The sequence below is a fragment of the Nocardia sp. CA-120079 genome, assembly GCF_050955745.1.
Taxonomy (GTDB): Bacteria; Actinomycetota; Actinomycetes; order Mycobacteriales; family Mycobacteriaceae; genus Nocardia.
Map to the genome: position 1 here is coordinate 8,280,202 of NZ_CP192088.1, position 26,499 is coordinate 8,306,700.

Here is a 26,499-nt window from a genome sequence, read left to right on the forward strand (position 1 = left end):
ATTCCCTAGACCACCCCAGAGATCCTCAGCCCCAAGGAGATCCACAGGACCCACCGGAATCTCTGCGGCCGTCTGACAACCGGTTCCGGGTCCAGGCTTCCGATGTCGACCCATGTGGCCACCAGCAATACCGTGCACGGCGCGACGACATCCGCTCTTCCAGAGATGCTCAGCCCCAAAAGAATCCACAGAATCGCAATTCCTCACGCACGCACGCTTCCACCCGCAGACTCGCCTTCTCGGCCCACAGACCCACCCCGAGCGGCCGCAATCGGAGCCCTTACCGGCAGGCCCCGTGCCGCCACGCAATGCTCTGCACCGCACGCCGAAACACTCCCCCACAGGAATCCGCAGAATCGCGCCCTCCACCGCAAGCGCCACCCTCCACCGGCCAGCACCACCCTCCACCGCAAGCGCTGCCCTCCACCGCAAGCGCTGCCCTCCACAGGCAAGCGCAGCCCTCCACAGGCAAGCGCAGCCCTCCACCGCAAGCGCCGCCTTCCACAGGAAAGCAGCCACCCCCCACACCAAGCAGCCACCCCCCACACCAGGCAGCCAGCCTCCCCAGCAAGCGCCCGCCGTCCACAGCAGCGCCGCCCCCACCGGCAGGCAGCCACCCTCCCCCGGCAAGCGTCCGCCGTCCACAGCAAACGTCGCCCCCACCGGGCAGGCAGCCACCCCCCACCCGCAGGTGGTAGCCATCCTCTGTCGTTTGCCATGGTGGTCGTGGGACCACCGCGTTGCCAGTCGTGGGACCACCGACGGCAGGTGATCCACCGAGAGAACGTGTTACAGATCCGAATTGCTGATCTGTCGGGACTATCTCGCTAACGGTGTTTCCGGCGGTTTCTCTCAGTAGGTTTGGGCGTCGGGCCAGCGGTCGGCGAAGGTGATCGCGAACGCGTTGACCGCGGGCTTCCAGCGCATGGTCCATCGTGCCCGACCGGCGCCGGTCGGGTCCAGGGACCGGGTGACCAGATACAGGCATTTCAGGGCGGCTTGCTCGGTGGGGAAATGCCCGCGGGCTTTGATCGCGCGCCGGTAGCGGGCGTTCAACGACTCGATCGCGTTCGTCGAGCAGATCACCCGTCGTATCTCGACGTCATAGTCGAGGAACGGAATGAATTCCTCCCACGCATTCTCCCAAAGCCGCACTATCGCAGCGTATTTCGTGCCCCACTTCTCGGTGAGTTCATCGAGCGCTGCCCGTGCCGCGGCGGCGTTGACGGCGGTGTAGATCGGTTTCACATCACGACGCAACGCGTCCCAATGCTGACGGCCGGCCAGCCGGAAAGTGTTGCGGATCAAATGGATGACACAGGTCTGGACCGTAGCCAGCGGCCACACGTTGCCCACCGCGTCCGGCAAACCTTTCAACCCGTCACAGACCAGGAAGAACACATCTTTGCAGCCGCGGTTACGGATATCGGTCAACACACTCAGCCAGAACTTCGCGCCCTCACCACCGGTGCCGGCCCACAAACCCAGGATGTCCTTCTCACCGTTGACCGTGACACCGATCGCGGCATAGATCGGACGGTTGGCGACCTGACCATCCCGGACCTTCACCACGATCGCGTCGATGAAGATAGCGGCATACACCGCGTCCAAGGGCCGGTTGGCCCAATCGGCCATCTCGGCGATCACCTTGTCGGTGATCCGAGACACCGTCTCCTTCGACACCGACGCCCCATAGATCTCAGCGAAATGCGCCGAAATCTCCCCAGTGGTAAGCCCTTTCGCATACAGCGACAGCACGATCTCATCCACCCCGGTCAACCGGCGCTGGCGTTTCTTGACGATCTGCGGCTCGAAACTACCCTCCCGATCGCGGGGCACCTCGATCTGCACCTGACCCGTCGCCTCGGTCAACACCGTCTTGGCGCGAGTCCCGTTGCGCACGTTGGCCGATTCGCGCTCGGTCGGGGCTTGGCCCTTGTCGAAACCGAGATGCTCGGTCATCTCCTCGTTCAACGCCGTTTCCAGGACGGTCTTAGTGAACTGTTTGAGCAACCCGTTCGGCCCGGTCAGCGATAACCCTTGCTCCTTGGCCATCCGGACCAGCTCCTGGGCGGCGAGCTCCTCGGCCGAAGCCTCCACCGGCTTCTTCTTCCTCGTCACGGCATCAAGTGTCGTCATCACGGCACCTTCCCGCTGAACATCGCTCAGCGAATCAGGCCGGAAACACCCTTAAATCCACAGTCCCGATCTGTCATGGCGACGGCAGCCGAAGGTCCGGAAATGCCGATGACATGGCGTTGAGGTGCCCCTGGTCACCCTGCGTCTGGTCTGTTGTTTATGCGTCGGGGTACCGAGACCGCGGGCATCAATCGTGGTACCGGCGGCAGTGGTGAGGATGCGAGGGAAGCCTGGAACGCTTGGATCATGAGGCCGGCGAAGCGTCGGGAGGCCGCGATGCGTGCTGACGGCGTGCTCGCCTGGATGCCGTTGTTGGCCATGATCATGAGGATGAGGTCGTCCAGCACTATGTCGGGGCGCAGGCGCCCGGTGTCCTTGGCGCGGCGGATCAATTCGGCGGCACCGGTCAGCGAGGACGTGCGGATCGCAGCGAAATCCAGCGCGTGCGGGTAGGCGGACATGAAGGCCGCGGTGAAGCCGTGGTCGCGTGCTTGCAGCTCGCAGAGCTTCTCGATCGCAAGGCAGAAGCCGTGCCAGGGATCCGGGTCGGCGAGCCCCTCGTCCACGATGGACCGGCAGGCCAGCATCTGATCGGTGAACGCCTTGCCTTCAGGCCGGAAGTCCACACTCTGCCGCAAGCGCTACCCCTGTCCACGGATGCGCGCCCGCTTTCCGGTAACGCGGCACAGGGTGAAGGTGCGCCTTCAGAGCCTTTTGTCCGCAAGCGCCACCTTTGTGTCCACAGATGCGCACTGCCTGCAGCACTGCAGGCGCCCGTCAGTCCGCAGACTCACCTCCGTGCGGGCACCCTCAAAGGTGCGCTTTCCGACTTGGACACGCACAGTTTGTAGCGGCCGCATACCGTCTCCACGCGGGGTGCATTGGCGACGCGGGGTGCGCAGTGGGTTGCTCTGGGGCGCAGGGGATTCAGGACCAGCGGCGGGTGATTCGGCGGGTATGGCGGCCGTTCCAGCAGCCGCGGTGCCAGTGTCTGCGGTCGTCTTCGCCGTCGTCGACCGCCCAGGCGACGATATGGGCTACACCGGGCGGGATTTCGTGATCACAGCCGGGGCAACGATAAGTTTTGACAGCCCGGCTACCTGGGATGGTTCGCACGATGTACATGTCGTCGCTGTCCGGTCCGGCCTCCCGCCTACCGAAGACATCGCCGATCGGCGGGTTGCCCTCCTGCGAGCGGCCCACCTGGCGTTCCGTCCGCGGTTTCCGTCGGGGCATCCCATAAGCCTAGGTCGTGGCCTACTTCACGCTGCGCGCGCAGTCCTTCCTTCCCACGCACCACCCCATGCCACGCACGTTAATCCCCGACGAACCACAACCCGCCGAACAGCCCGCAAATCCATGCCCAGCCCGCGAACCAACCCTGTGCACGAACGATGCCCAGCGGGAAACTCATACGCGGCGGCCAAACCAGTGCGCAGCAGGCGAACTCATCTGCGGCGCGCATTCATCCGCCGCGGCATGCGCAATGCACGAACCCGTACGCCGCGAACAAACTCATGTGCGGCCGCCGAACATACGCCCTGCAGACAGGGTCACACGCCGACGACGACCTCACGTACCGGAGGCACAGTCTCTCCCGCTCAACATCTCCCGCGCCGTCCACGTTTGCCCGGCGAATCCACGCGCAACGCACGAACTCCTGCGCAGCGGGCAAACCCCACAGGCGGCGAACAAAGCCGTGCCCGGCAAACAAACAAATGCGCGGCAAGCACAGCCATCCGCGGCCGCCAACACATAAGCCACTGCAGGCGATGTCACGCACCGCCGACGAACTCACCTACCGGGAGCGCAGTCGGTCCCTTCCCTCGCAACATCTGCCGCACCGTCCACGTTTACCCGGCGAATCCATACACAACGCGCGAACCCATCCACGGCGAGCAAAGCCATGCGCGGCCGCCGAACATACCCACCCCCTACGAACTCACCTACCGCGAGCGCAGTCGGTCCCTTCCCTCGCAACATCTCCCGCACCATTCACGTTTACCCGGCGAATCCATACACAACGCGCGAGCTCTCGCACGGCGCACGATCTCACGCACAGACAGGCAACCCTATCCGGCGCGCAAACTCATACGCAGCGGCGGCAAACCAGTGCATGGCAAGTGAACTCATGTGCCGCAGGCGAACTCATGTGCCACGGCTTAGCGGGCGGCGCTTGCTAGAAGAGGCGGAATTCGTTGCTCTCGGTGCCGCGTAGGGCGTCGTAATCGAGGGTCAGACAGCGTATGCCGCGGTCCTCGGCGAGGGTGCGGGCTTGGGGCTTGATCTGTTGGGCGGCGAAGACGCCGGCGACCGGTGCGAGGAGTGGGTCCCGGTTCAGGAGTTCGAGGTAGCGGGTGAGTTGTTCGACACCGTCGATTTCACCACGGCGCTTGATCTCGACGGCCACGGTTGCGCCGTCGGCATCACGGCACAGCAGGTCGACCGGGCCGATGGCGGTCATGTACTCGCGGCGGATCAGTGTGTAGCCGGGGCCGAGGGTCTGCACGTGTTCGGCGAGCAACTCCTGAAGATGGGCCTCCACACCATCTTTCACCAGACCAGGGTCCACACCCAGCTCGTGCGCGGAGTCGTGCTCGACGTCCTCGATGGTGATGCGCAGTTCCTCACCCGCCTTATTGGTAACCACCCAGAAGGCCTTCGCGCCCTCGGGCACCGCATCACCGTCGCGCTCCTCCAACCAGCACGGCGGACTCATCCAGTTCAGCGGCTTATACGAGCCGCCGTCGGAATGCACGAGGACCGATCCGTCCGCTTTGATCAGCAACAATCGGCGGGCCATCGCGAGATGGGCGGTGAGTCGCCCTACGTAGTCGACCTGACAGCGAGCAATCACTAGGCGCACCCAAGCACTGTAGGTGAGCGCCCGGCCCGCCCCAGCGTCACCCCCGCTGCGTCGGCTGTCAGCCCATGAGCAGAATTGCCGCGAGGAATGCGCTCACGGCGAGCAGACCGGATTCGATCCGGGTGAGTCGGCGGGTAGATGCCGCTTTCGCGCGCAGCATGCCGAAGCCGACCCCGGTTCCGATGCAGAAGGCCAGCAGGTGACCGACATTGGTGAAGGTCTGTTCGATCAGCACGCCCTCGGCCGCGACGATGAACCACACCGTCGACCAAGCGATTCGCCAGCGATGTGGAATGGCGACCACAATCGCCCCGACCAACGCCATAGCGCCGTAACTCACGCCGACGTCCTGTGCCCAGCGGATGCTCGCGGGCAACCAATCGGCCTCGATCGCGATCCACAGACCGCCCGCGACAAGGAGTGTGGCACCGATATGCCCAGCCAGGAATACCCGCACCATGTGGACCGCGCCGAAGCGCAGTTCGGCAAGCGCGAGCAGACAACCGAGCAACGGAATCAGCACCCAGGCGGCACTGACATCGCCGATCACCAGTGCGCTCGAGAGCACGGTGCCCACTCGGCCATTCAGCAGATTGTGCAGATTCGTGCTCGCGTGCAGCACCACCCGTGCCTGCGAGGTCTCACTCATCGCGGAGAAGACAGCGGTGACAGCGACAAGGGCCGCCAGATATCCGAACGTCGCCGGGAGCCTCAGCTGCCACCAGCGCAAGCGAAGTGGTCTGAGGGGTTCGACCGGCGCGCGGTCGGCGGTTGTCGTCGCTGCGACCATCAACACCTCCATGCGCATCGACCGCTGCTATCGAGCATGCCGACGCTGATTACTACTTACTGTCACTCTCCATGATGAACGCCGGAGCGCCGCATAGGGTGACTGTTCCCTGTGAGATTGCTCCGAAACCTCGTGGCGTACAGCACACAAAGAAGATATAAAGCAAAAAGGCCCCCAACTGGTGTTGGGGGCCTTTCGCAATGATGTTCCGGCGGTGTCCTACTCTCCCACACCCTGTCGAGTGCAGTACCATCGGCGCTGGTGGCCTTAGCTTCCGGGTTCGGAATGGGACCGGGCGTTTCCCCACCGCTATAGCCGCCGTAACTCTATGAAACTATCCACACACAACCCGACAACCAGCACAGGGAACGAACCCCTTCTGTTGTCTGCTGCAGTGTCTGTGTGTTGTTTCAGATACCGCACAGTGGACGCGTAGCTTCTTCGTTGGTAAGTCCTCGGCCTATTAGTACCAGTCACCTACACCCGTTACCGGGCTTCCAGTTCTGGCCTATCAACCCCATGGTCTGTAGGGGGCCTTAACCACTCGAAGGTGGTGAGAAACCTCATCTTGGAACAGGCTTCCCGCTTAGATGCTTTCAGCGGTTATCCCTTCCGAACGTAGCTAACCAGCAGTGCCCTTGGCAGGACAACTGGCACACCAGAGGTTCGTCCGTCCCGGTCCTCTCGTACTAGGGACAGCCTTCCTCAAGTTTCTGACGCGCGCGGCGGATAGAGACCGAACTGTCTCACGACGTTCTAAACCCAGCTCGCGTGCCGCTTTAATGGGCGAACAGCCCAACCCTTGGGACCTACTCCAGCCCCAGGATGCGACGAGCCGACATCGAGGTGCCAAACCATCCCGTCGATATGGACTCTTGGGGAAGATCAGCCTGTTATCCCCGGGGTACCTTTTATCCGTTGAGCGACACCGCTTCCACTTGCCGGTGCCGGATCACTAGTCCCGACTTTCGTCCCTGCTCGAGCTGTCACTCTCACAGTCAAGCTCCCTTGTGCACTTGCACTCGACACCTGATTGCCAACCAGGCTGAGGGAACCTTTGGGCGCCTCCGTTACATTTTAGGAGGCAACCGCCCCAGTTAAACTACCCACCAGGCACTGTCCCTGAACCAGATCATGGCCCGAGGTTAGAGGTCCAATACGATCAGAGTGGTATTTCAACGACGACTCCACAAACACTGGCGTGCCCGCTTCACAGTCTCCCACCTATCCTACACAAACCGTACCGAACACCAATACCAAGCTATAGTGAAGGTCCCGGGGTCTTTTCGTCCTGCCGCGCGTAACGAGCATCTTTACTCGTAATGCAATTTCGCCGAGTCTGTGGTTGAGACAGCAGAGAAGTCGTTACGCCATTCGTGCAGGTCGGAACTTACCCGACAAGGAATTTCGCTACCTTAGGATGGTTATAGTTACCACCGCCGTTTACCGGGGCTTAAATTCTCAGCTTCGCCACCGAAGTAGCTAACCGGTCCTCTTAACCTTCCGGCACCGGGCAGGCGTCAGTCCGTATACATCGTCTTACGACTTCGCACGGACCTGTGTTTTTAGTAAACAGTCGCTTCTCTCTGGTCTCTGCGACCACACCCAGCTCAGGCTGCAAGAACCGTCACCAGACGTGGTCCCCCTTCTCCCGAAGTTACGGGGGCATTTTGCCGAGTTCCTTAACCACAGTTCTCTCGATCGCCTCAGTATTCTCTACCTGACCACCTGTGTCGGTTTGGGGTACGGGCCGTGTACCAACTCACTAGAGGCTTTTCTCGGCAGCATAGGATCACTGAATTCACCTCAATCGGCTACGCATCACCTCTCAGGCCATATGCAACACGGATTTACCTATGTCGCGCCCTACAGGCTTACACCAGTACAACCACTGACTGGCCCAGCTACCTTCCTGCGTCACCCCATCGCTTGACTACTACAGCCAGGATCGTATGCAGCCCCCTCCAGCTTCCCGAAGGAAGTCTCTTGGGTTTTGGATACTTAGCACAACTGATTCGCCATTGGGCGCGGATACACGGGTACGGGAATATCAACCCGTTGTCCATCGACTACGCCTGTCGGCCTCGCCTTAGGTCCCGACTCACCCTGGGCGGATTAACCTGGCCCAGGAACCCTTGGTCATTCGGCGGACGAGTTTCTCACTCGTCTTTCGCTACTCATGCCTGCATTCTCACTCCCACAGCCTCCACAACTAGCTCACACTGCTGCTTCCATGGCTGTAGGACGCTCCCCTACCCATCCACACCACTGCACCAAATCCCGTAGAACTCAGCGGATGTATTGTGTGAATGCCGCGGCTTCGGCGGTGTACTTGAGCCCCGCTACATTGTCGGCGCAGAATCACTTGACCAGTGAGCTATTACGCACTCTTTCAAGGATGGCTGCTTCTAAGCCAACCTCCTGGTTGTCTTCGCGACTCCACATCCTTTTCCACTTAGTACACGCTTAGGGGCCTTAGCCGGCGATCTGGGCTGTTTCCCTCTCGACTACGAAGCTTATCCCCCGCAGTCTCACTGCCACGCTCTCACACACCGGCATTCGGAGTTTGGCTGATTTCGGTAAGCTTGTAGGCCCCCTAGACCATCCAGTAGCTCTACCTCCGGCGTGAAACACGTGACGCTGCACCTAAATGCATTTCGGGGAGAACCAGCTATCACGGAGTTTGATTGGCCTTTCACCCCTACCCACAGCTCATCCCCTCAGTTTTCAACCTAAGTGGGTTCGGGCCTCCACGACGTCTTACCGTCGCTTCACCCTGGCCATGGGTAGATCACTCCGCTTCGGGTCTAGAACACGCGACTCAAAACGCCCTATTCGGACTCGCTTTCGCTACGGCTACCCCACACGGGTTAACCTCGCCACATGCCACTAACTCGCAGGCTCATTCTTCAAAAGGCACGCCATCACCCACAGTGACAAGTCACTCGCAGGCCCTGACGGATTGTAAGCGCACGGTTTCAGGTACTATTTCACTCCCCTCCCGGGGTACTTTTCACCTTTCCCTCACGGTACTAGTCCGCTATCGGTCACCAGGGAGTATTCAGGCTTACCGGGTGGTCCCGGCAGATTCACAGCAGATTTCACGGGCCCGCTGCTACTCGGGAAACATCCACAACAGCCGTTGAGTTTTCATTTACCGGACTATCACCGTCTATGGCAGGCCGTTCCAGACCACTTCAACTAACACAACGGTTTCTCACTGTCGCCCTGACCGGCAGATCAGGGAAGAATGCTCCCACTACCCCGTCCAGACAACCCCTGCCGGGTATCACATCTGAACGGTTTAGCCTCATCCGCTTTCGCTCGCCACTACTCACGGAATCACTATTGTTTTCTCTTCCTGTGGGTACTGAGATGTTTCACTTCCCCACGTTCCCTCCACACACCCTATATATTCAGATGCGGGTAACACGACATCACTCGTGCTGGGTTTCCCCATTCGGAAATCCTCGGATCTCAGCTCGGTTGACAGCTCCCCGAGGCTTATCGCAGCCTCCTACGTCCTTCATCGGCTCCTGGTGCCAAGGCATCCACCGTACGCTCTTAAACACTTACAAACAAAGATGCTCGCGTCCACTGTGCAGTTCTCAAACAACACACAAGACTGAAACCCGATACAGCACCAGCACTTCCGAAGAAGCCGGTATGACTGCGGCCCAATCTCGTCGTTATCTTGCCTGGAAAGAACGTCTGTTCTCTCAGGACCCAACAGTGTGTCGATATATTCACCGCGACCAACCACTCAGGATTGATCCAATGCAATGAAACTTGCCAGCGTTCCACCCATGAGCATCCGCAGTTCTACATGTGAGAACTACACGGTCTCTGACGCGGTCGAGGACGACTATTCGAACCGACCAGCGTAGAAGTGCTCCTTAGAAAGGAGGTGATCCAGCCGCACCTTCCGGTACGGCTACCTTGTTACGACTTCGTCCCAATCGCCAATCCCACCTTCGACGGCTCCCTCCACAAGGGTTAGGCCACCGGCTTCGGGTGTTACCGACTTTCATGACGTGACGGGCGGTGTGTACAAGGCCCGGGAACGTATTCACCGCAGCGTTGCTGATCTGCGATTACTAGCGACTCCAACTTCACGGGGTCGAGTTGCAGACCCCGATCCGAACTGAGACCGGCTTTAAGGGATTCGCTCCACCTCACGGTATCGCAGCCCTCTGTACCGGCCATTGTAGCATGTGTGAAGCCCTGGACATAAGGGGCATGATGACTTGACGTCGTCCCCACCTTCCTCCGAGTTGACCCCGGCAGTCTCTCACGAGTCCCCGCCATAACGCGCTGGCAACATAAGATAAGGGTTGCGCTCGTTGCGGGACTTAACCCAACATCTCACGACACGAGCTGACGACAGCCATGCACCACCTGTACACCAACCACAAGGGGGCACCTATCTCTAGGCGTTTCTGGTGTATGTCAAACCCAGGTAAGGTTCTTCGCGTTGCATCGAATTAATCCACATGCTCCGCCGCTTGTGCGGGCCCCCGTCAATTCCTTTGAGTTTTAGCCTTGCGGCCGTACTCCCCAGGCGGGGTACTTAATGCGTTAGCTACGGCACGGATCCCGTGGAAGGAAACCCACACCTAGTACCCACCGTTTACGGCGTGGACTACCAGGGTATCTAATCCTGTTCGCTACCCACGCTTTCGCTTCTCAGCGTCAGTTACTTCCCAGAGACCCGCCTTCGCCACCGGTGTTCCTCCTGATATCTGCGCATTTCACCGCTACACCAGGAATTCCAGTCTCCCCTGAAGTACTCTAGTCCGCCCGTATCGACCGCAAGCCCACCGTTGAGCGGTAGGTTTTCACGATCGACGCGACGAACCGCCTACAAGCTCTTTACGCCCAGTAATTCCGGACAACGCTCGCACCCTACGTATTACCGCGGCTGCTGGCACGTAGTTGGCCGGTGCTTCTTCTACAGGTACCGTCACTCACGCTTCGTCCCTGTCGAAAGAGGTTTACAACCCGAAGGCCGTCATCCCTCACGCGGCGTCGCTGCATCAGGCTTCCGCCCATTGTGCAATATTCCCCACTGCTGCCTCCCGTAGGAGTCTGGGCCGTGTCTCAGTCCCAGTGTGGCCGGTCACCCTCTCAGGTCGGCTACCCGTCGTCGCCTTGGTAGGCCATTACCCCACCAACAAGCTGATAGGCCGCGGGCCCATCTCGCACCGATAAATCTTTCCACCACAAGACATGCATCCTGAGGTCATATCCGGTATTAGACCCAGTTTCCCAGGCTTATCCCGAAGTACGAGGCAGATCACCCACGTGTTACTCACCCGTTCGCCGCTCGTGTACCCCGAAGGGCCTTACCGCTCGACTTGCATGTGTTAAGCACGCCGCCAGCGTTCGTCCTGAGCCAGGATCAAACTCTCCGTTGAAGACTCACGAAACACCCCGAAGAGTGAATCAGAAATATCTAACTAGAGTCCGAAAACCTAGCAAAATCAAACGCCAGCAAAAGTATTTGCTGACTAAAATGTCCAACCTCACCACACGGGGGTATGAGAGGCCGGAACCAAAAAATATTTGGCACTGACATTCATCGACACACTATTGAGTTCTCAAAGAACACACGCACACACCATCTAGCGGGTTTGATCCCGGTCGATCGGTGAGGCAACTTATCCAGCTTAGCTCAGCCGTGAATCCGATTCAAAATCGGGGTCCCGTTCGAGCTAGTGTGATCGTCAGGCGCTCAACGTCCTACCTCGTTTCCCTGGTCCTTCGCCCAGCCTTTCGGCTCAGCGCGTCGGCCCCGGGTCGGTGTCCGTGTCGCTCTGACTCGAATAAAGTTACGTGTCGGTGTGCACGATGTCAAATCGCCTGGTCATTAACGGTTTTCGGCAAGAGGTGATCGTCGCCTTCCGTTCACATGATCAATCCGCGGCACCGACGCGCTCGACCTGACCACCCAACGCCTGCAGCTGCTCGACGAAATTCGGGTAGCCGCGGTCGATATGGAAGACGTCGTGCACCTCGGTGGTGCCATCGGCAACCAGACCGGCAAGTACCAAACCGGCGCCGGCCCGAATATCCGACGACCACACCGGCGCGCTCGACAGCCGCGGAATTCCGCGCACCACCGCGTGATGTCCATCGGTCCGCGCGTCGGCGCCCAGCCGGATCATCTCCTCCACGAAACGGAACCGCGCCTCGAAGATGTTCTCGGTGATCATCGAGGTGCCGTCCGCAATCGCCGCCAGACCGATGGCCATCGGCTGCAGATCGGTCGGGAATCCGGGGAAAGGCAGCGTCGAGAAATTCACCGCGCGCGGCCGATCGGCCTGGATCACCCGGAAACCATCCGGTTCGAACGAAATCCGCGCACCGGCCGAGCGCAGCTTGTCCAGCACGAGGGACAGATGCTTGGGGTTCACACCGGTGACCCGGACATCCCCCATGGTCATCACGGCGGCGATCCCCCAAGTCGCGGCCACGATCCGGTCGCCGATCACCTGGTGCGTCGTCGGCGCGAGCCGCTCGACCCCCTGAATGGTGAGCACCGAGGTACCCGCACCGCTGATCCGCGCGCCCATCCGAACGAGCATGTTGCACAGATCGACGATGTCGGGTTCACGGGCCGCGTTGTCGATGACCGTCTCCCCCTCGGCCAGCACGGCCGCCATGAGGATGTTCTCGGTAGCGCCCACCGAGGGAAAGTCCAGCCTGATCCGCGCACCCTGTAGTTCTTCGGCGCGCGCGACCACACAACCGTGCTCGATTTCGCTGGTCGCGCCGAGCAGCCGCAGACCCGCCTGGTGCATATCCAATGGTCGCGAACCGATCGCGTCACCGCCGGGCAGGGCGACAACAGCTCGCTTACAACGCGCCATCAGTGGACCGAGCACACAGACCGAAGCACGGAACTGCGTAACCGCCGGAAAATCGGCGTGGTACTTGGGCTCCGCAGGCGTGTTGATCGTGACGACCGACCCGTCGATCGTGACGTCGCAGCCGAGGCCGCGCAGCACATCACCCATCAACGGCACATCGAGGATGTCCGGGCAGTTCGTAATGGTGGTCGTGCCTTCGGCCAGCAATGCAGCCGCCATCAGCTTGAGGACGCTGTTCTTCGCACCCCCGACCGCGACCTCACCGACGAGTCGATTCCCGCCAGTAACCAAAAACCGTTCCATGCCGCCTCTCCGCGTATTCGGCGCACTGTTGGTGCAAAGGATAGTTGCGTTGCGGGCCGGTGGTAGCAGTGCCGGGGTTATATCCAGGTAGCTGGGACGACTTTCGGGGTGTCCAGCAAACTTTTGCGCGTGTCGGTGCGGATCGGACAGTTCACGAACCACCTTGTTCGCCACCAGGCTTCCACAACACGTCACCGCCCGGGTTGGCGACACGGCTGAGGATGAACAGCAGGTCGGAGAGGCGGTTCAGGTACTTGGCCGGAAGGATATTCGTATCGTCCGGATGCGCCTGCACCGCGGCCCATGCCGAACGCTCCGCCCGCCGCGCCACTGTACGAGCAGTGTGCAGCAGGGCGGCCAGCGGCGTACCGCCGGGCAGAATGAACGAATTCAGTGCGGGCAGATCGGCATTGAATTCATCGCACCAGGCTTCGAGACGGTCGATATAGGGCTGGGTGATGCGCAGCGGCGGATACTTCGGCTCCTCGACCACCGGCGTCGAAAGATCCGCGCCCGCATCGAACAGATCGTTCTGCACCTGGCGCAATACCTTCAGCAATTCCGGGGCAGGGTCACCGAGCGCGACGGCGACACCGATGGCAGCGTTCGTTTCGTCACAGTCGGCATAGGCGACCAGCCGCGGATCGTTTTTGGCCACCCGCGAGAAATCGCTGAGACCGGTCGTCCCGTCGTCGCCGGTTCGCGTGTAAATCCGCGTCAGGTGCACACTCACATGCCCACCCTATCGCTACACACGCCGCAACTGATTTGGTAAGTACATGGGTGACTCGTCGGGGACGGGCTACCTTGCCCCACAGCCCCACTGAATCTGGCGCCTAAAGATTCGGGGAGGCGGAGGAGCCTAGAGTCCGGGCAGCCGACGGGTGCGATCCGAGGGCCGGGATTCGACCCAGGAGAGGAAGGCGGCCAGTGAGCCGCGATCCAGGGCCAATTCGTAATTGCCGTCACTATCGGAAACCGCGGTCACCGCGATCTCGTCGGTCATGATGTCGTATTCGTCGCCGCGCGGGCCGCGCCGATCACCGATCTCGATGCCCTGGCGTCGAATGGTGGAGTCGGGGCCCAGTTTCAGACTGGAGAGCTTGTAGAAGACGAGGCGATCCTCGTCATATCGAATCAGGCCGTGCCGCCACCCCTGACCGCCACGCGCGGGCAGCACCCGCAGAATCGCGGCGGTGCCGCCGCGGCGCAACATGATCAGCCGGTAGGTGGAGGCCAACGCCAACAGAACGAGCGTGAGCACCAGAATGATCAGGAGAACCATCCCGGTCTGCAATGCCGTTCGTCCCTTCGTTCCGCCGCCGTGTCGACGACACCTCGCGGCCATTCAACCACGGCCCCGAGTTTACAAATGGCCGGGCCTTGTCTTTGAACGTTCGAAGCCGGAAACGGCGCTGTCGGCGGCGAATACCTTCGCCGCCGACAGCGCCGTACTAGCGGGTCGTACCCAATCCTGGTGCGGTACTACGCCTTCGCCTCTTCGACCGCGCGCACCTGGCCCTGGGCCGCGATCTTCGCTTCCTCGGAGGCATCGGCGTCGTCCAGCACCCGACGGGCCGCCTCGACGTCGATCTCATCGGCGAACTCCGCGGATTCGGCAAGCACCCGGACCGAGGTCGCGGTCACCGAGAAGAACCCACCGTGCACCGCCGCGGTGATCCGCTCGCCCTCGGTGGGCACGATGCTCACGATGCCGCCCTCGACCAGCTGGCCGAGCAGCGGCTCATGACCCGCCATGATGCCGATCTGACCTTCGGTGGTCTGCGCGCTGACGAACGTCGCCTGGCCAGACCAGAGCAAACGTTCGACGGCGACCAGATCAACTGACATCTCCGCCATGTGTGACTACTTTCCGGCGATCTTCTTCGCGGCCGCCTCGACATCGTCGAGACCACCGCAGGAGTTGAACGCCTGCTCCGGGAAGTGGTCGAACTCGCCCTTGCAGACGCGGTCGAACGCCTCGATGGTGTCGGTCAGCGGCACCACCGAACCCGGCTGGCCGGTGAACTTCTCGGCCACGATGAAGTTCTGGCCGAGGAACTTCTCCAGACGACGGGCCCGGCCGACGAGGACCTTGTCCTCTTCGGAGAGTTCGTCCATGCCGAGAATGGCGATGATGTCCTGCAGTTCCTTGTACTTCTGCAGGATCCGCTTCACCTCGTTGGCGACCCGGAAGTGCTCCGCACCGACGATCGAGGCCTCCAGGATGCGGGAGGTCGAGGTCAGCGGGTCGACGGCCGGGTAGATGCCCTTCTGCGAGATCGGGCGGGAGAGCTCGGTCGTCGCATCGAGGTGGGCGAAGGTGGTCGCCGGGGCCGGGTCGGTGTAGTCGTCGGCAGGCACGTAGATGGCCTGCAGCGAAGTGATGGACCGACCACGGGTCGAGGTGATGCGCTCCTGCAGCTCACCCATCTCGTCGGCCAGCGTGGGCTGGTAACCGACGGCCGAAGGCATGCGGCCGAGCAGGGTCGACACCTCGGAACCGGCCTGGGTGAACCGGAAGATGTTGTCGATGAACAGCAGCACGTCCTGGTGCTGCACGTCGCGGAAGTACTCGGCCATGGTCAGAGCCGAGAGCGCGACGCGCATACGGGTGCCCGGCGGCTCGTCCATCTGACCGAAGACCAGGGCGGTGTCCTGGAGGACGCCCATCTCTTCCATTTCCAGGTGCAGGTCGGTGCCCTCACGAGTGCGCTCACCGACGCCGGCGAACACCGAGGTGCCGGAGAACTCCCGCGCGATACGGGTGATCATCTCCTGGATCAGCACGGTCTTGCCGACACCGGCACCACCGAACAGACCGATCTTGCCGCCCTTCACGTACGGGGTCAGCAGGTCGATGACCTTGATGCCCGTCTCCAGGATCTCGGTCTTACCCTCGAGCTGGTCGAATGACGGAGGCTTGCGGTGGATGCCCCACTGCTCGCCGTCGCGGCCGAGCCCCGGGGTGTCGAGGCAGTCGCCGAGGGCGTTGAACACGTGGCCCTTGGTGATGTCGCCGACGGGCACCGAGATCGGCTTGCCGGTGTCGGTGACGGTGGCGCCACGGACCAGACCATCGGTGGGCTGCATCGAGATGGTGCGCACGATGTTGTCACCGAGGTGCTGGGCGACCTCGAGGGTCAGGGTCTTGGCCACCGAGGTCAGGGTGATCTCGGCGTGCAGAGCGTTGAACAGCTCAGGGATGGAACCCCGCGGGAACTCGACGTCCACGACGGGGCCGATGACGCGGACGACGCGACCTGTTTTCGCGCCGGTCCGGCTCTCTTGTGTGACTGCTGCGGTCATTTTTCTCTTCCTGCGCCTTTAGTCGCGGTCCGAGCTCGAAGCCAGCGCGTTCACGCCGCCGACGATTTCGCTGATTTCCTGCGTGATCTGGGCCTGCCGCACCGAATTCGCCTGCCGGGTAAGCACATTGGCCAGTTCGTTGGCGTTGTCGGTGGCTGCCTTCATTGCGGTGCGCCGAGCCGCGGACTCGGATGCCGCTGCCTCGAGCAACGATGAGTAGATGCGCGTGTTGATGTACTTGGGCAGCAGCGCCGCCAGCAGCACATCGGCATCGGGCTCGAACTCGTACTGCGCGGTGAGTTCCGCGGTCGGCGAGTCGGTGAAGCTGTCCTCACCCATGTCGTAGTCTTCGTCGACATAGCTGACCTGGATCGGCGCCAGGCGACGCACCTCGGGGGTCTGGGTCAGCATCGAGACGAAACGGGTGTACACGATGTGCAACTCGTCGACGCCCTCGATATTGCCCACCCCGTTCGGGGCCGGAACCTCAGCCTCGGAGCCCGCCATGAATGCGTCCACCAGGTGGTGGCATGCGGCCGTGGCATCGTTGTACTTCGGCTGCTGGGAGAACCCGGTCCACGCGTTGACCACCGGCCGATTCCGGAAGGTGTAGTACGTGAGGCCCTTATTGCCCATCACGTACAGCACCGGCTCCTTGCCCTCGCCACGCAGGGTGACCATGAGCTCCTCGGCACGCTTGAGCACGTTGGAGTTGTAGCCACCACACATGCCGCTGTCACTGGTGATCACCAGGACGGCGGCGCGGCGCGGGTTGGCCCGCTCGGTCAGCAGCGGGTGCGACAGATTCGTCGACGCACTCGCGAGTTCACCGAGGACCTTGGTGATCTCCTCGGCAAACGGCTTCGCGGCCGCAACCCTGGCCTGGGCCTTGGAGATTCGCGAGGTCGCGATCAGCTCCTGGGCCTTGGTGATCTTCTTGATCGAACTCACACCACGAATGCGGGAGCGCAATTCACGCAAGCTTGCCATCAGCGGTTCACACTCCCTTCATTCGACGGTGTCGGATTGCAGCATTCACGGGGCACTGGGTGGTCACGCAAGCTACCGCCTCCGTGCCCGTCGCTCATGCTGCGGATCGAATAACGCATCAGCGGGCTCGATTACTTCTCGACGTGCTTGCGGGTCACCGACAGCGATTCGACCTCTTCGTGGTCGAGCTCACCGGCGGCGGCCTCGTTCACGACGCGCGAGCCGTCGGAAGCGAGGAAGCCCTGCTTGAACTTGTCGGTGGCCGCCTTGATGGCATCGCCGTTCTCGTTGTCGAGGACCTTGCCGCCCTGGATCGACTTGAAGGCGTCGGCCGCACTGCGGTGCAGATCCTCGAGCAGTTCCGCGTTGAAGCGACGGATGTCGGCAACCGGAACCGAGTCGAAGTAGCCGGCGTCGACCAGGAAGATCGAGACGATCTGGTCCTCGACGGGAACCGGCGAGTACTGGTCCTGCTTGAGCAACTCGACCCAGCGGGCACCGCGCTCCAGCTGTGCGAGCGAGGCGGCGTCGAGGTCGGAGGCGAAGGCGGAGAACGCCTCCAGCTCGCGGTACTGCGCCATTTCCAGACGCAGCGAACCGGCGACCTTCTTCATGCCCTTGGTCTGGGCGGCGCCACCGACACGGGAGACCGAGGTACCGACGTTGATCGCCGGACGGACACCCTTGTTGAACAGGTCGGACTCGAGGAAGACCTGGCCGTCGGTGATGGAGATGACGTTGGTCGGGATGAACGCCGAGATGTCGTTGGCCTTGGTCTCGATGATCGGCAGACCCGTCATCGAGCCGGCGCCCATCTCGTCGGACAGCTTCGCGCAACGCTCCAGCAGACGCGAGTGCAGGTAGAAGACGTCACCCGGGTAGGCCTCGCGGCCTGGCGGACGACGCAGCAGCAGCGAGATGGCGCGGTACGCTTCGGCCTGCTTGGTCAGGTCGTCGAACACGATCAGGACGTGCTTGCCCTGGTACATCCAGTGCTGACCGATCGCCGAACCGGTGTAGGGCGCAAGCCATTTGAAGCCGGCCGAGTCCGAGGCAGGGGCCGCGACGATGGTGGTGTACTCCATCGCACCGTGCGATTCCAGCGCGGTCTTCACGCCCGCGATGGTGGAACCTTTCTGGCCGATCGCGACGTAGATGCAGCGAACCTGCTTGGTCGGGTCGCCGGTCTCCCAGTTCGCCTTCTGCGCCAGGATCGCGTCGATGCAGACCGCGGTCTTACCGGTCTTGCGGTCGCCGATGATCAGCTGACGCTGACCACGACCGATGGCGGTCAGGGCGTCGATGGCGGTGATACCGGTGGCCAGCGGCTCCTCGACCGGCTGACGCTGCAGCACGGTCGCGGCCTGCAGCTCCAGCACGCGCTGCTCTTCGGCCTCGATCTCGCCCAGGCCGTCGATCGGCTGGCCGAGCGGGTTGACCACGCGGCCGAGGAACTTGTCACCGACGGGGACCGAAAGCACGTCGCCGGTGCGGCGAACCTGCTGGCCCTCTTCGATTTCCGCGAACTCGCCGAGGATAACCGCACCGATCTCACGGTCCTCGAGGTTCAGCGCGACGCCGAGCACACCACCCGGGAATTCGAGCAGTTCATTGGCCATCGCCGAGGGCAGGCCGCTGACGTGCGCGATGCCGTCACTGCAGTCGGTGACAACACCGACTTCTTCGATGGAGGTTTCCGGGGTGTAGCTCTGGGTGTAGCTCTCGATCGCGCTACGGATCTCATCGGTGGAGATCGTCAGCTCCGCCATAGTCTTCCTGCTCTCGCTGTCTGGTGTGGATGTCGGGGGAGGTGGGCCGTCAGGCCAGAGCGCTGCGCTATGAGGCCAAGGCCCGACGCAGCCGTTCCAAGCGGCCGGTGGCGCTGCCGTCGATCAGGTCGTCGCCGACCTGTACCACGACGCCGGTCAGCAGACTCGGATCGACCTGCACGTGCACCGTGACCGGCTTGCCGTAGATGCGCTGCAACGACGCCCCGAGATGGTCGCGCTGCTGGTCGGTCAGCGCGACCGCGGCACGCACATGCGCGACGATCTGATCGCGCCGCGCGGCCGCGAGATCGGACAGCTCGCCGAACGCGCCGCCGATATTCGTCGACCGGGTGACCACCTGATCCGCCAGGGTCTGGGTGATGGTCTCGGTCTTGCCCGCGAGCAGCCGGTCGATCAGTTCGCGCTTGGCCGCTGCGGGCTTCGCGCGATCCGAAAGCGCCTGCTCCAGTTCGGGATTGTCGCCGATGATCCGGCCCAGCCGGAACAATTCGTCCTCGACCGCCCCGAGTCGTCCGCTGTCGGCGGCGGACTCCAGCAACGCCTCCTGGCCGAGCAACACCAGGGTGTCGACCAAATCGGCGGTGCGCGACCAGTTCTGGGCCACCGCGGTGGTCAGCACCGCCAGGGTGGCGGGGCTGACCTTGCCGCTGAAGACCCGCTCGCTGAGTTCGGCGCGCGCCGAGCCGGGCACCGACACGTCCGCGAGCGCAACACGCAGCGAACGCTGGTCATCCAGCACGGCGACAACGGCGAACAGTTCCGACCCCGTCGTGGCCGCAACACTGTCGCTTCCGGTCAGAGCGGCCCGAAGTGCCTCCCGTGCCCGGGAGCTTGCCTCGCGGCTCGCTGCGTACATGCTTCTCACTTTCGCGTCGCTACCTTCCGACCCCGATGCCGGCATCCGACTGATCGAGTTCGGACAGGAACCGGTCGATCGATGCCGCTTGCTTAGCTTCGTCCGAAACCGACTGTCCGATAATCTTTTCGGCCAAATCGACGGCAGTTTTGCCGACTTCGGCGCGCAGCTCGGTCAGGATCTGCTGGCGCTGTGCTTCCAGCTGGCTGTGACCGGCAGCGACGATGCGGTCGCTTTCGGCCTGTGCTTCCGCGCGCATCTGCGCGAGGATCTGCTGGCCCTGGGTGCGTGCGTCCTCACGGATGCGCGCGGCCTCGAGCCGGGCGTCAGCCAACTGCTGCTGGTACTGCTGCAGCGTCAGCTGGGCTTCTTCCTGCGCGGCCTCGGCCCGCTGAATTCCACCCTCGATCTTGTCCGCACGTTCATCCAACACCTTGATAAGGCGGGGGATGACGTACTTGTAGAAAATGGCGCCGACGATCGCAATGCAGACCACCGACCAGACGATGTCGTAGGTCTCGGGGATGAGGGGATTGATGTCCTCCCCTGTCTCCGCCGCAAGCATAGAAAGCGTGCTCATAGCAATCTCAGAAGATGAAGCCGGCCACAAGGCCGATCAGGGCGAGGGCCTCGGTGAACGCGATACCGAGGAACATGTTGGTGCGGATGGTGCCCTGGAGCTCGGGCTGCCGGGCGATGCCCTCGATGGCCTTACCGACCACGATGCCGACGCCGATGCCGGGGCCGATGGCGGCGAGACCGTAGCCGATGGCGCCGAAGCCCTTGAACTTCTCGGTGGTGGTGGCGGCTTCCTGGGCCAGGTACGCGAGGCTCATGAGTCTTCCATTCCCTTTCTTTTGCTCACCCGCCGGTCGGCGTGGTGCAGCAGATATCCGGTAGTTGTGCGGTCAGTGCGAATCGGCGTGTTGTGCGAGTCCGATGTAAACGGCGGTCAGCAGCGCGAAAACGTAGGCCTGCAGGAAGATGACCAGCATTTCGAACAGCGTGAACCCGAGTCCGGCCAGCAGCGAGAACGGCGAGAACACCTTCATCCAGGCCGCGGCGTCGAACAGGAAGAACCAGGTGGCGCTGAAGAACAGCACCAGCATGATGTGGCCGGCCAGCATATTCGCCATGAGTCGGACGGTCAGCGTGAACGGACGCAGGATGAACGTCGAGACGAACTCGATCGGAATCAGCAACACGTGCAATGCGGGCGGAACATTCGGAACGACGATGCTGCTGCGCATGTAGGTGACGAACCCGTATTTCTTGATACCCACGAAGTTGAATGCGAGGTACGCGATGAGGGCCAGCACCAGCGGCATGCCGATTCGGGCGTTCGACGAGATGTTCAGCCCCGGAATGATGCCGGAGAAGTTGAGGAAGAGAACCGCGAAGAAGATCGTCGCGATCAATGGGAAGTACTTGCGACCGGATTCCTTGCCGAGCACCTCGTCACAGATCTGATCCTTGACGAAGACCAAACCGGTTTCGGCGATGTTCTGCAGACCACGCGGGACGATGCGAGGATTGCGGAATGCCAGCACCATGACGAGTACCAATGCGGCGGTCATCACCAGCCGGATCAGCATCAAACGGTCGAGTTCGAACGGCGTACCCTCGAACAGCACGGCTGGAGGGAAGAAGTCGGACAGCGATGGCGCGTGGAACTCGCCCGCCAAAGTGGTGACGCTCAGCGTTCTCTCCCGTGTTCGGGCCGCGGGTACGGTCATTCCCGCGGTTCGATCGGACATTGACGATCAATTGGGTCGACTAGGTCGGCTCGAAAATTCGTCAGCAGCTGTGCGGCATCCCGCCCGGGCGTCTGTACGTAGTGTCGGCGACATTCGTCGACATGCAGAACCGGAACCCCTCGGAGCCCGGCACGGCAGTAAGCATAGCGGCAGTTGGCGGGATCTCGGCGATCCCCCCTTGCTTGGTCGCTTGCTTACCAACACTTTACCAAGTTATCTACGACAGCGTGTAGGTGGGGGCGATTATTGCTGCGCAGAGGGCAAATCGGACTCACCGGTCGGTACGTTTACGTACGGAACCTTCTGCCGCAGAACGCCATACGTCTCCGCGCCGAGCACGATGAGCAAGGACCCGACCACGGTCAGGAACAGCGCCATCCGATCGTAGAAGTCGAACCGCTGCAGCACCGCGATCACGATCATCGCGACCAGCAGCTTGCCCACCCAACTCACCAGCATGACCAGGCCCGCGGTGCTCGCCGGCAGCTTCGCGCCGAACAGCACCACGGCCGCCGTGGTGAGAATGAAGCCGCCGCCGATGGCCGCGCCGAGCAGTGCGCCCCAGAGTCCGGACAGGCCCGCGACGGCCGAGGCGATGGCCACCGAAACCACCACCAACACGGCCAAACCGATCACGCCGTAGCGCAGCGCCGCCTTCAGCGGGGCGTCAGGACCGGGGACAGGGTTGATGAGACTCACGACTGCGCCTCGCTGACGCTCGGCTCCGTCGTTCCTCTGGACGCTGTGTTTATGGTTCGCTCGCTTCGCTCCCGCACGACCCGAACTTTACCTGGGCCTTGCTTTACGAATCCGCGGGCTCCTTGCGCCGCAGGCCCGGTATGGCGGTCACCACCAGCGCGAAAACCAGCCCACCCGCCATCATCAGCACCACAATCCGGCGATCATGGATCAGCGAAGTGCCGACGGCGCCGAAGGCGAGCACACCGACCCATAAATAGATCACCAGCACAACGCGACGGTGTGAATGTCCGATCTGCAACAGCCGGTGATGCAAGTGCATTTTGTCCGGTGTCGAGAAACTCACACCGGCCCGAACCCGGCGCACGATCGCCAACAGCAGATCCAATACCGGAATGAACATCACCGCACCGACGAGCAGCAGCGGCGAAAGCAGACCGACGATGTCGCGAGGTCCGTAGCCCGCCAAATTGATTCGGCCCGAGGCACCCGTCGACACCGCGGCCAACATGAGCCCGATCAACATCGAACCGGAATCACCCATGAATATCCGGGCGGGCGAAAAGTTGTGTGGCAGAAATCCCATGCAGGCGCCCGCGAGCGCGGCGGCGAGCAGGGCAGGCGGATAGGTGTCGACCGAACCACCCTGGCTGTAGAGCAAGCCGACGGTGAATACGAAGACCGCGCCCGCGCAGATCAGGCCCAATCCAGCCGCGAGACCGTCGAGTCCGTCGACGAAATTCATCGCGTTGACCAGCGTCACAGTGATGCCGACCGTGACAAGGCCGCCCTGCAGCGCGTCCAGCACCACTGTCGTGTCGTTGAACGGGTTGTAGATGACGTACCAGCTCAGGCCCATCACCGCCATCACGCCGGCGGCGGTGACCTGACCCGCGAATTTGGTCAGCGCGTCCAGGCCCCAGCGGTCGTCGACGATGCCGACGAGCACGATGAGGGTGGCTGCCACCAGTACCGCCGGAATATCCGGCGCGTAATCGAAGCCCCTTCGCAGCGCGGGCAATTGGTGCGCGAACAGCACCGCCGCGACCACCCCGACGTACATGCCGACGCCGCCCATTCGCGGAATAGGTTTGACGTGCACATCGCGCTCGCGCGGCACCGCCACCGCACCGAAGGCGATGGCGAGCACCCGGATTCCACCGGTGGCCAGGAAGGTCACCGTGCCAGAGATGAGAAGCACGAGCAGCAGCTCGCGCAAAGGAACTACCGCACCCGAACCGATCATCCGTTTATCTGATCCGCCATCTGATCACTGCGTCCCGAGGTCACCGCGTCGCGACGCTGGTCAGCGCCTCCGCGGACATTCCGAGCACATCGGCGATATCGCCGACCGGTACCGCGCCCGCGCGCAGGATCCGCGGCTGATCGGCGGTGAGGTCGACGATGGTCGACGCGACCGCATGTTCGGCCGGGCCACCGTCGAGATAGACGCCGACCAGATCGCCGAGCTGATCGCGCGCCTCGGCGGCGGTCTTGGCGGGTGGCTGTCCGGAGACATTGGCGCTGGAGACCGCAAGGGGGCCGACCTCGCGCAGCAGTTCCAGCGCAACCGGGTGCAGCGGCATCCGGAGCATAACCGTGCCGCGGGTGTCACCGAGGTCCCAGGCGAGCGAAGGCGCCTGCTGCACAACGAGACTCAACCCACCAGGCCAGAATGCCCGGATCAGCTCGCGGGCTTGCGGGCGCACCGAGAACACCAGACCGTCGATGGTGTGCCACGAGCCGACCAGCACCGGTACCGGCATATCGCGACCACGCCGCTTGGCGGCGAGCAGATCGCTCACCGCGGTGGAATCGAACGCGTCCGCGGCCAGACCGTACAAGGTATCGGTCGGCAGTACGACCAGCCGGCCGGATTTCAGGGCACTGGTGGCCGCGGTCAGTCCGGCGGCGCGCGAGTCGGGATCCGCGCAGTCGTAGACGGTACTCACGGCCACCATCCTGTCACGCGTGCCACTCGATGCCACCATCGGCGGGGTTGGTTCGATCCGATGGTCGCCGGGTCAAGCACGAGTCGCGGCGACGAAGCGGGGCTTACCCGCGAGGTCCGGATGCTCGACGATGTCGGTGAAGTCACCCTGTTCGGCCAGCAGAGCGGCGAGATCGGAGCCGTTGGTGTCATCGTGTTCGATGGCGCAGGAGCCGCCGGGACGCAGCAGACGAGTGATGGTGGGAATCATCCGGCGGATGACATCCAGCCCGTCCGGACCGCCGAAGAGGGCCAGATGCGGATCGTGATCGGCGACCTCGGGATCGAGTTCGGCGCCTTCGGGAATGTAGGGCGGATTGGCGACGACGAGATCGCCCGCACCGTTCAATTCGGTGAGCAGATTCGGATCGGTGACATCGTCGGCGTACAGGGTGATCGGGGTGTCGCCCTCGGCGATGCGCAGATCGGCATTGCGGCGTGCCCATTGCAGGGCCGCGGGATCGATTTCGATCGCGTGCACGTCCGCATCAGGGCGGGCCTGGGCAATGGCGAGTGCCAGCGCGCCGGAGCCGGTGCACAGATCGACGACGATGGGCGTGTGATCGTGCGGCAGTGCCTCCAATTGCGCCAATGCCCAGGCGAACAGCAACTCGGTCTCGGGACGCGGCACGAAGACGCCGGGCCCGACCGCGAGTTCGATCTGGCCGATCGCCGCGGTGCCGGTCAGGTGCTGCAGGGGAATTCGCTGTGCGCGGCGGTGCACCAGGGCTCGATACTCCTCGAGCAGCTCCGGTGCGACCAGTGGGGTCAGCGCTAACCGGGTCCGATCGACACCGAGTAGATGTGCGGCCAAATACTCGGCGTCGGCCTGGGGACTGTGGACGCCCGCCGTCCGCAAGGTTTCGACCGCCTGGTTGATGGCGGGTCGCAATGCCACACGGGTCATGGCTTATCCGCCTCTCCGCGTATTTCGTCGGTTGTAGGTACCCACTGGCGTCGCGCGCCGGCGGTTGCTCACCGGGGGCGCGTACCCGCGGAGTTGCCCATGTTCATACCAAATCGGTCGACGCGACGGGTACGGCGTAGAACTGCGATTATTCTGCGGCCATTCGGGCTTCGCGATCCGCCTTGCCCAGGGCATCCAGGAGTGCGTCCATATCACCGTCGAGTACGGCGTCGAGGTTGTGCGCCTTGAAGCCGATGCGGTGATCGGTGATGCGGTTTTCCGGGAAGTTGTAGGTGCGGATCCGCTCGGAGCGGTCCACGGTGCGGATCTGGGAGGCCCTGCCTGCCGCGGCTTCCTGATCGGCCTGCTCCTCGGCGAGCGCCTGCAGTCGAGCCGCGAGCACCTGCATGGCACGGGCCTTGTTCTGCAGCTGGGAGCGCTCGTTCTGGCAGGTCACCACAATGCCCGAGGGCAGGTGGGTGATGCGGACCGCGGAGTCGGTGGTGTTGACGCCCTGGCCCCCCTTCCCGGAGGAGCGGTAGACGTCGATGCGCAGATCCGATTCGTCGATCTGCACCGCTTCGACCTCGTCGGGCTCCGGGTAGATCAGTACACCGGCCGCCGAGGTGTGGATGCGGCCCTGCGATTCGGTCACCGGAACCCGCTGGACGCGATGCACGCCGCCCTCGAATTTGAAGCGGGACCAGACACCGTCGCGCGCGGCGTCGCGACTCTTGATGGAGATGGTCGCGTCCTTGTAGCCGCCCAGGTCGGAGATGTTCACATCGAGAATCTCGACCTTCCACCCATGCCGCTCGGCATACCGGACGTACATGCGGGCCAGATCCGAGGCGAACAGCGCCGATTCCTCGCCGCCCTCACCGGATTTCACCTCGAGCACCACATCGTCGCCATCGTGCGGGTCGCGCGGGGCCAGCAGATCCGCGAGGATCTGCTCCAGTTCGGTGACCTGTTGTTCCAAGTCCGGCACCTCGGCGGCGAAGGAAGCGTCGTCGGCCGCAAGTTCCTGCGCGGCGGCGAGATCCTCACGGGCGGACTTCAGCTTGTTGTAGGTGGCCATGATCGGGGCCAGCTCGGCGAACCGTTTGCCGACCCGGCGCGCGGCACCCGGATCGTTGTGCAGCGCCGGATCGGCGAGCTGCGTCTCCAGGCCCGCGTGCTCGGCCAGAATGTCATCGATCGCGGACGGTTGCGTCACGGTGCTTCCTCT

General features: G+C 62.7%; 21 protein-coding genes and 3 rRNA genes. All 24 read right to left on the reverse strand.

Annotated elements, in window-relative coordinates; translation table 11 throughout:
• Positions 1-852 precede the first annotated feature (852 nt).
• Positions 853-2,142: an IS256 family transposase gene (locus ACQPYR_RS37685; RefSeq protein ID WP_433624106.1), complete on the reverse strand. Its 1,290-nt coding sequence runs from the start codon at positions 2,140-2,142 to the stop codon at positions 853-855.
• 131 nt (positions 2,143-2,273) lie between these two features.
• A complete protein-coding gene (locus tag ACQPYR_RS37690) occupies positions 2,274-2,777 on the reverse strand; it encodes a TetR/AcrR family transcriptional regulator (protein ID WP_433624108.1) in 504 nt (167 codons plus the stop codon).
• Positions 2,778-3,066: 289 nt separating this feature from the next.
• Positions 3,067-3,375: an ATP/GTP-binding protein gene (locus tag ACQPYR_RS37695; protein WP_433624110.1), complete on the reverse strand. Its 309-nt coding sequence runs from the start codon at positions 3,373-3,375 to the stop codon at positions 3,067-3,069.
• Positions 3,376-4,318: 943 nt separating this feature from the next.
• The gene (gene nucS / locus ACQPYR_RS37700; RefSeq protein ID WP_433624112.1) at positions 4,319-5,005 is read right to left on the reverse strand and encodes an endonuclease NucS; all 687 of its coding nucleotides are present in this window, start codon (positions 5,003-5,005) and stop codon (positions 4,319-4,321) included.
• A gap of 58 nt (positions 5,006-5,063) precedes the next feature.
• Complete coding sequence (locus ACQPYR_RS37705; protein WP_433624114.1) at positions 5,064-5,795, reverse strand: rhomboid-like protein; 732 nt, start codon at positions 5,793-5,795, stop codon at positions 5,064-5,066.
• 206 nt (positions 5,796-6,001) lie between these two features.
• A 5S ribosomal RNA gene (gene rrf, locus ACQPYR_RS37710) occupies positions 6,002-6,118 on the reverse strand.
• Between the two features lie 120 nt (positions 6,119-6,238).
• Positions 6,239-9,373, reverse strand: a 23S ribosomal RNA gene (locus ACQPYR_RS37715).
• 322 nt (positions 9,374-9,695) lie between these two features.
• A 16S ribosomal RNA gene (locus tag ACQPYR_RS37720) occupies positions 9,696-11,212 on the reverse strand.
• Together the 16S, 23S and 5S rRNA genes form the textbook arrangement of a ribosomal RNA operon.
• Before the next feature lie 498 nt (positions 11,213-11,710).
• The gene (murA, locus tag ACQPYR_RS37725) at positions 11,711-12,970 is read right to left on the reverse strand and encodes a UDP-N-acetylglucosamine 1-carboxyvinyltransferase (protein ID WP_387294049.1); all 1,260 of its coding nucleotides are present in this window, start codon (positions 12,968-12,970) and stop codon (positions 11,711-11,713) included.
• Between the two features lie 151 nt (positions 12,971-13,121).
• Positions 13,122-13,703 (reverse strand): cob(I)yrinic acid a,c-diamide adenosyltransferase, encoded by a 582-nt coding sequence (locus ACQPYR_RS37730; RefSeq protein ID WP_433624117.1) that lies wholly within the window; start codon positions 13,701-13,703, stop codon positions 13,122-13,124.
• 129 nt (positions 13,704-13,832) lie between these two features.
• Positions 13,833-14,255 carry a DUF2550 domain-containing protein gene (locus tag ACQPYR_RS37735; protein ID WP_062982618.1) on the reverse strand — a complete coding sequence of 141 codons (423 nt, stop codon included), beginning with the start codon at positions 14,253-14,255 and terminating at the stop codon, positions 13,833-13,835.
• Between the two features lie 200 nt (positions 14,256-14,455).
• Positions 14,456-14,830 carry a F0F1 ATP synthase subunit epsilon gene (locus tag ACQPYR_RS37740; RefSeq protein ID WP_387294047.1) on the reverse strand — a complete coding sequence of 125 codons (375 nt, stop codon included), beginning with the start codon at positions 14,828-14,830 and terminating at the stop codon, positions 14,456-14,458.
• Positions 14,831-14,836: 6 nt separating this feature from the next.
• Positions 14,837-16,279 carry a F0F1 ATP synthase subunit beta gene (gene atpD, locus ACQPYR_RS37745; RefSeq protein WP_063047772.1) on the reverse strand — a complete coding sequence of 481 codons (1,443 nt, stop codon included), beginning with the start codon at positions 16,277-16,279 and terminating at the stop codon, positions 14,837-14,839.
• An 18-nt stretch (positions 16,280-16,297) separates the two neighbouring features.
• Positions 16,298-17,269, reverse strand: coding sequence for a F0F1 ATP synthase subunit gamma (locus ACQPYR_RS37750; RefSeq protein WP_327095760.1), 972 nt, complete (start codon positions 17,267-17,269; stop codon positions 16,298-16,300).
• A gap of 131 nt (positions 17,270-17,400) precedes the next feature.
• Positions 17,401-19,038: a F0F1 ATP synthase subunit alpha gene (gene atpA / locus ACQPYR_RS37755; protein ID WP_063047770.1), complete on the reverse strand. Its 1,638-nt coding sequence runs from the start codon at positions 19,036-19,038 to the stop codon at positions 17,401-17,403.
• 67 nt (positions 19,039-19,105) lie between these two features.
• Positions 19,106-19,915, reverse strand: coding sequence for a F0F1 ATP synthase subunit delta (locus ACQPYR_RS37760; protein WP_063047769.1), 810 nt, complete (start codon positions 19,913-19,915; stop codon positions 19,106-19,108).
• Between the two features lie 19 nt (positions 19,916-19,934).
• A complete protein-coding gene (locus ACQPYR_RS37765) occupies positions 19,935-20,495 on the reverse strand; it encodes a F0F1 ATP synthase subunit B (RefSeq protein ID WP_364393234.1) in 561 nt (186 codons plus the stop codon).
• 7 nt (positions 20,496-20,502) lie between these two features.
• Positions 20,503-20,751 carry an ATP synthase F0 subunit C gene (locus tag ACQPYR_RS37770; protein ID WP_063047767.1) on the reverse strand — a complete coding sequence of 83 codons (249 nt, stop codon included), beginning with the start codon at positions 20,749-20,751 and terminating at the stop codon, positions 20,503-20,505.
• 72 nt (positions 20,752-20,823) lie between these two features.
• On the reverse strand, positions 20,824-21,672 hold the full coding sequence (atpB, locus tag ACQPYR_RS37775) for a F0F1 ATP synthase subunit A (protein WP_387294043.1): 849 nt from the start codon (positions 21,670-21,672) through the stop codon (positions 20,824-20,826).
• Positions 21,673-21,915: 243 nt separating this feature from the next.
• A complete protein-coding gene (locus tag ACQPYR_RS37780) occupies positions 21,916-22,371 on the reverse strand; it encodes a hypothetical protein (RefSeq protein WP_433624121.1) in 456 nt (151 codons plus the stop codon).
• Between the two features lie 103 nt (positions 22,372-22,474).
• Positions 22,475-23,617: a glycosyltransferase family 4 protein gene (locus tag ACQPYR_RS37785; protein WP_040687108.1), complete on the reverse strand. Its 1,143-nt coding sequence runs from the start codon at positions 23,615-23,617 to the stop codon at positions 22,475-22,477.
• A gap of 40 nt (positions 23,618-23,657) precedes the next feature.
• Positions 23,658-24,323, reverse strand: a complete 666-nt coding sequence (locus ACQPYR_RS37790; RefSeq protein ID WP_433624123.1) for an L-threonylcarbamoyladenylate synthase — start codon at positions 24,321-24,323, stop codon at positions 23,658-23,660.
• Positions 24,324-24,395: 72 nt separating this feature from the next.
• Positions 24,396-25,268, reverse strand: a complete 873-nt coding sequence (gene prmC / locus ACQPYR_RS37795) for a peptide chain release factor N(5)-glutamine methyltransferase (RefSeq protein WP_433624125.1) — start codon at positions 25,266-25,268, stop codon at positions 24,396-24,398.
• Positions 25,269-25,416: 148 nt separating this feature from the next.
• Positions 25,417-26,487 (reverse strand): peptide chain release factor 1, encoded by a 1,071-nt coding sequence (gene prfA, locus ACQPYR_RS37800; protein ID WP_433624127.1) that lies wholly within the window; start codon positions 26,485-26,487, stop codon positions 25,417-25,419.
• Between the last annotated feature and the right edge of the window lie 12 nt (positions 26,488-26,499).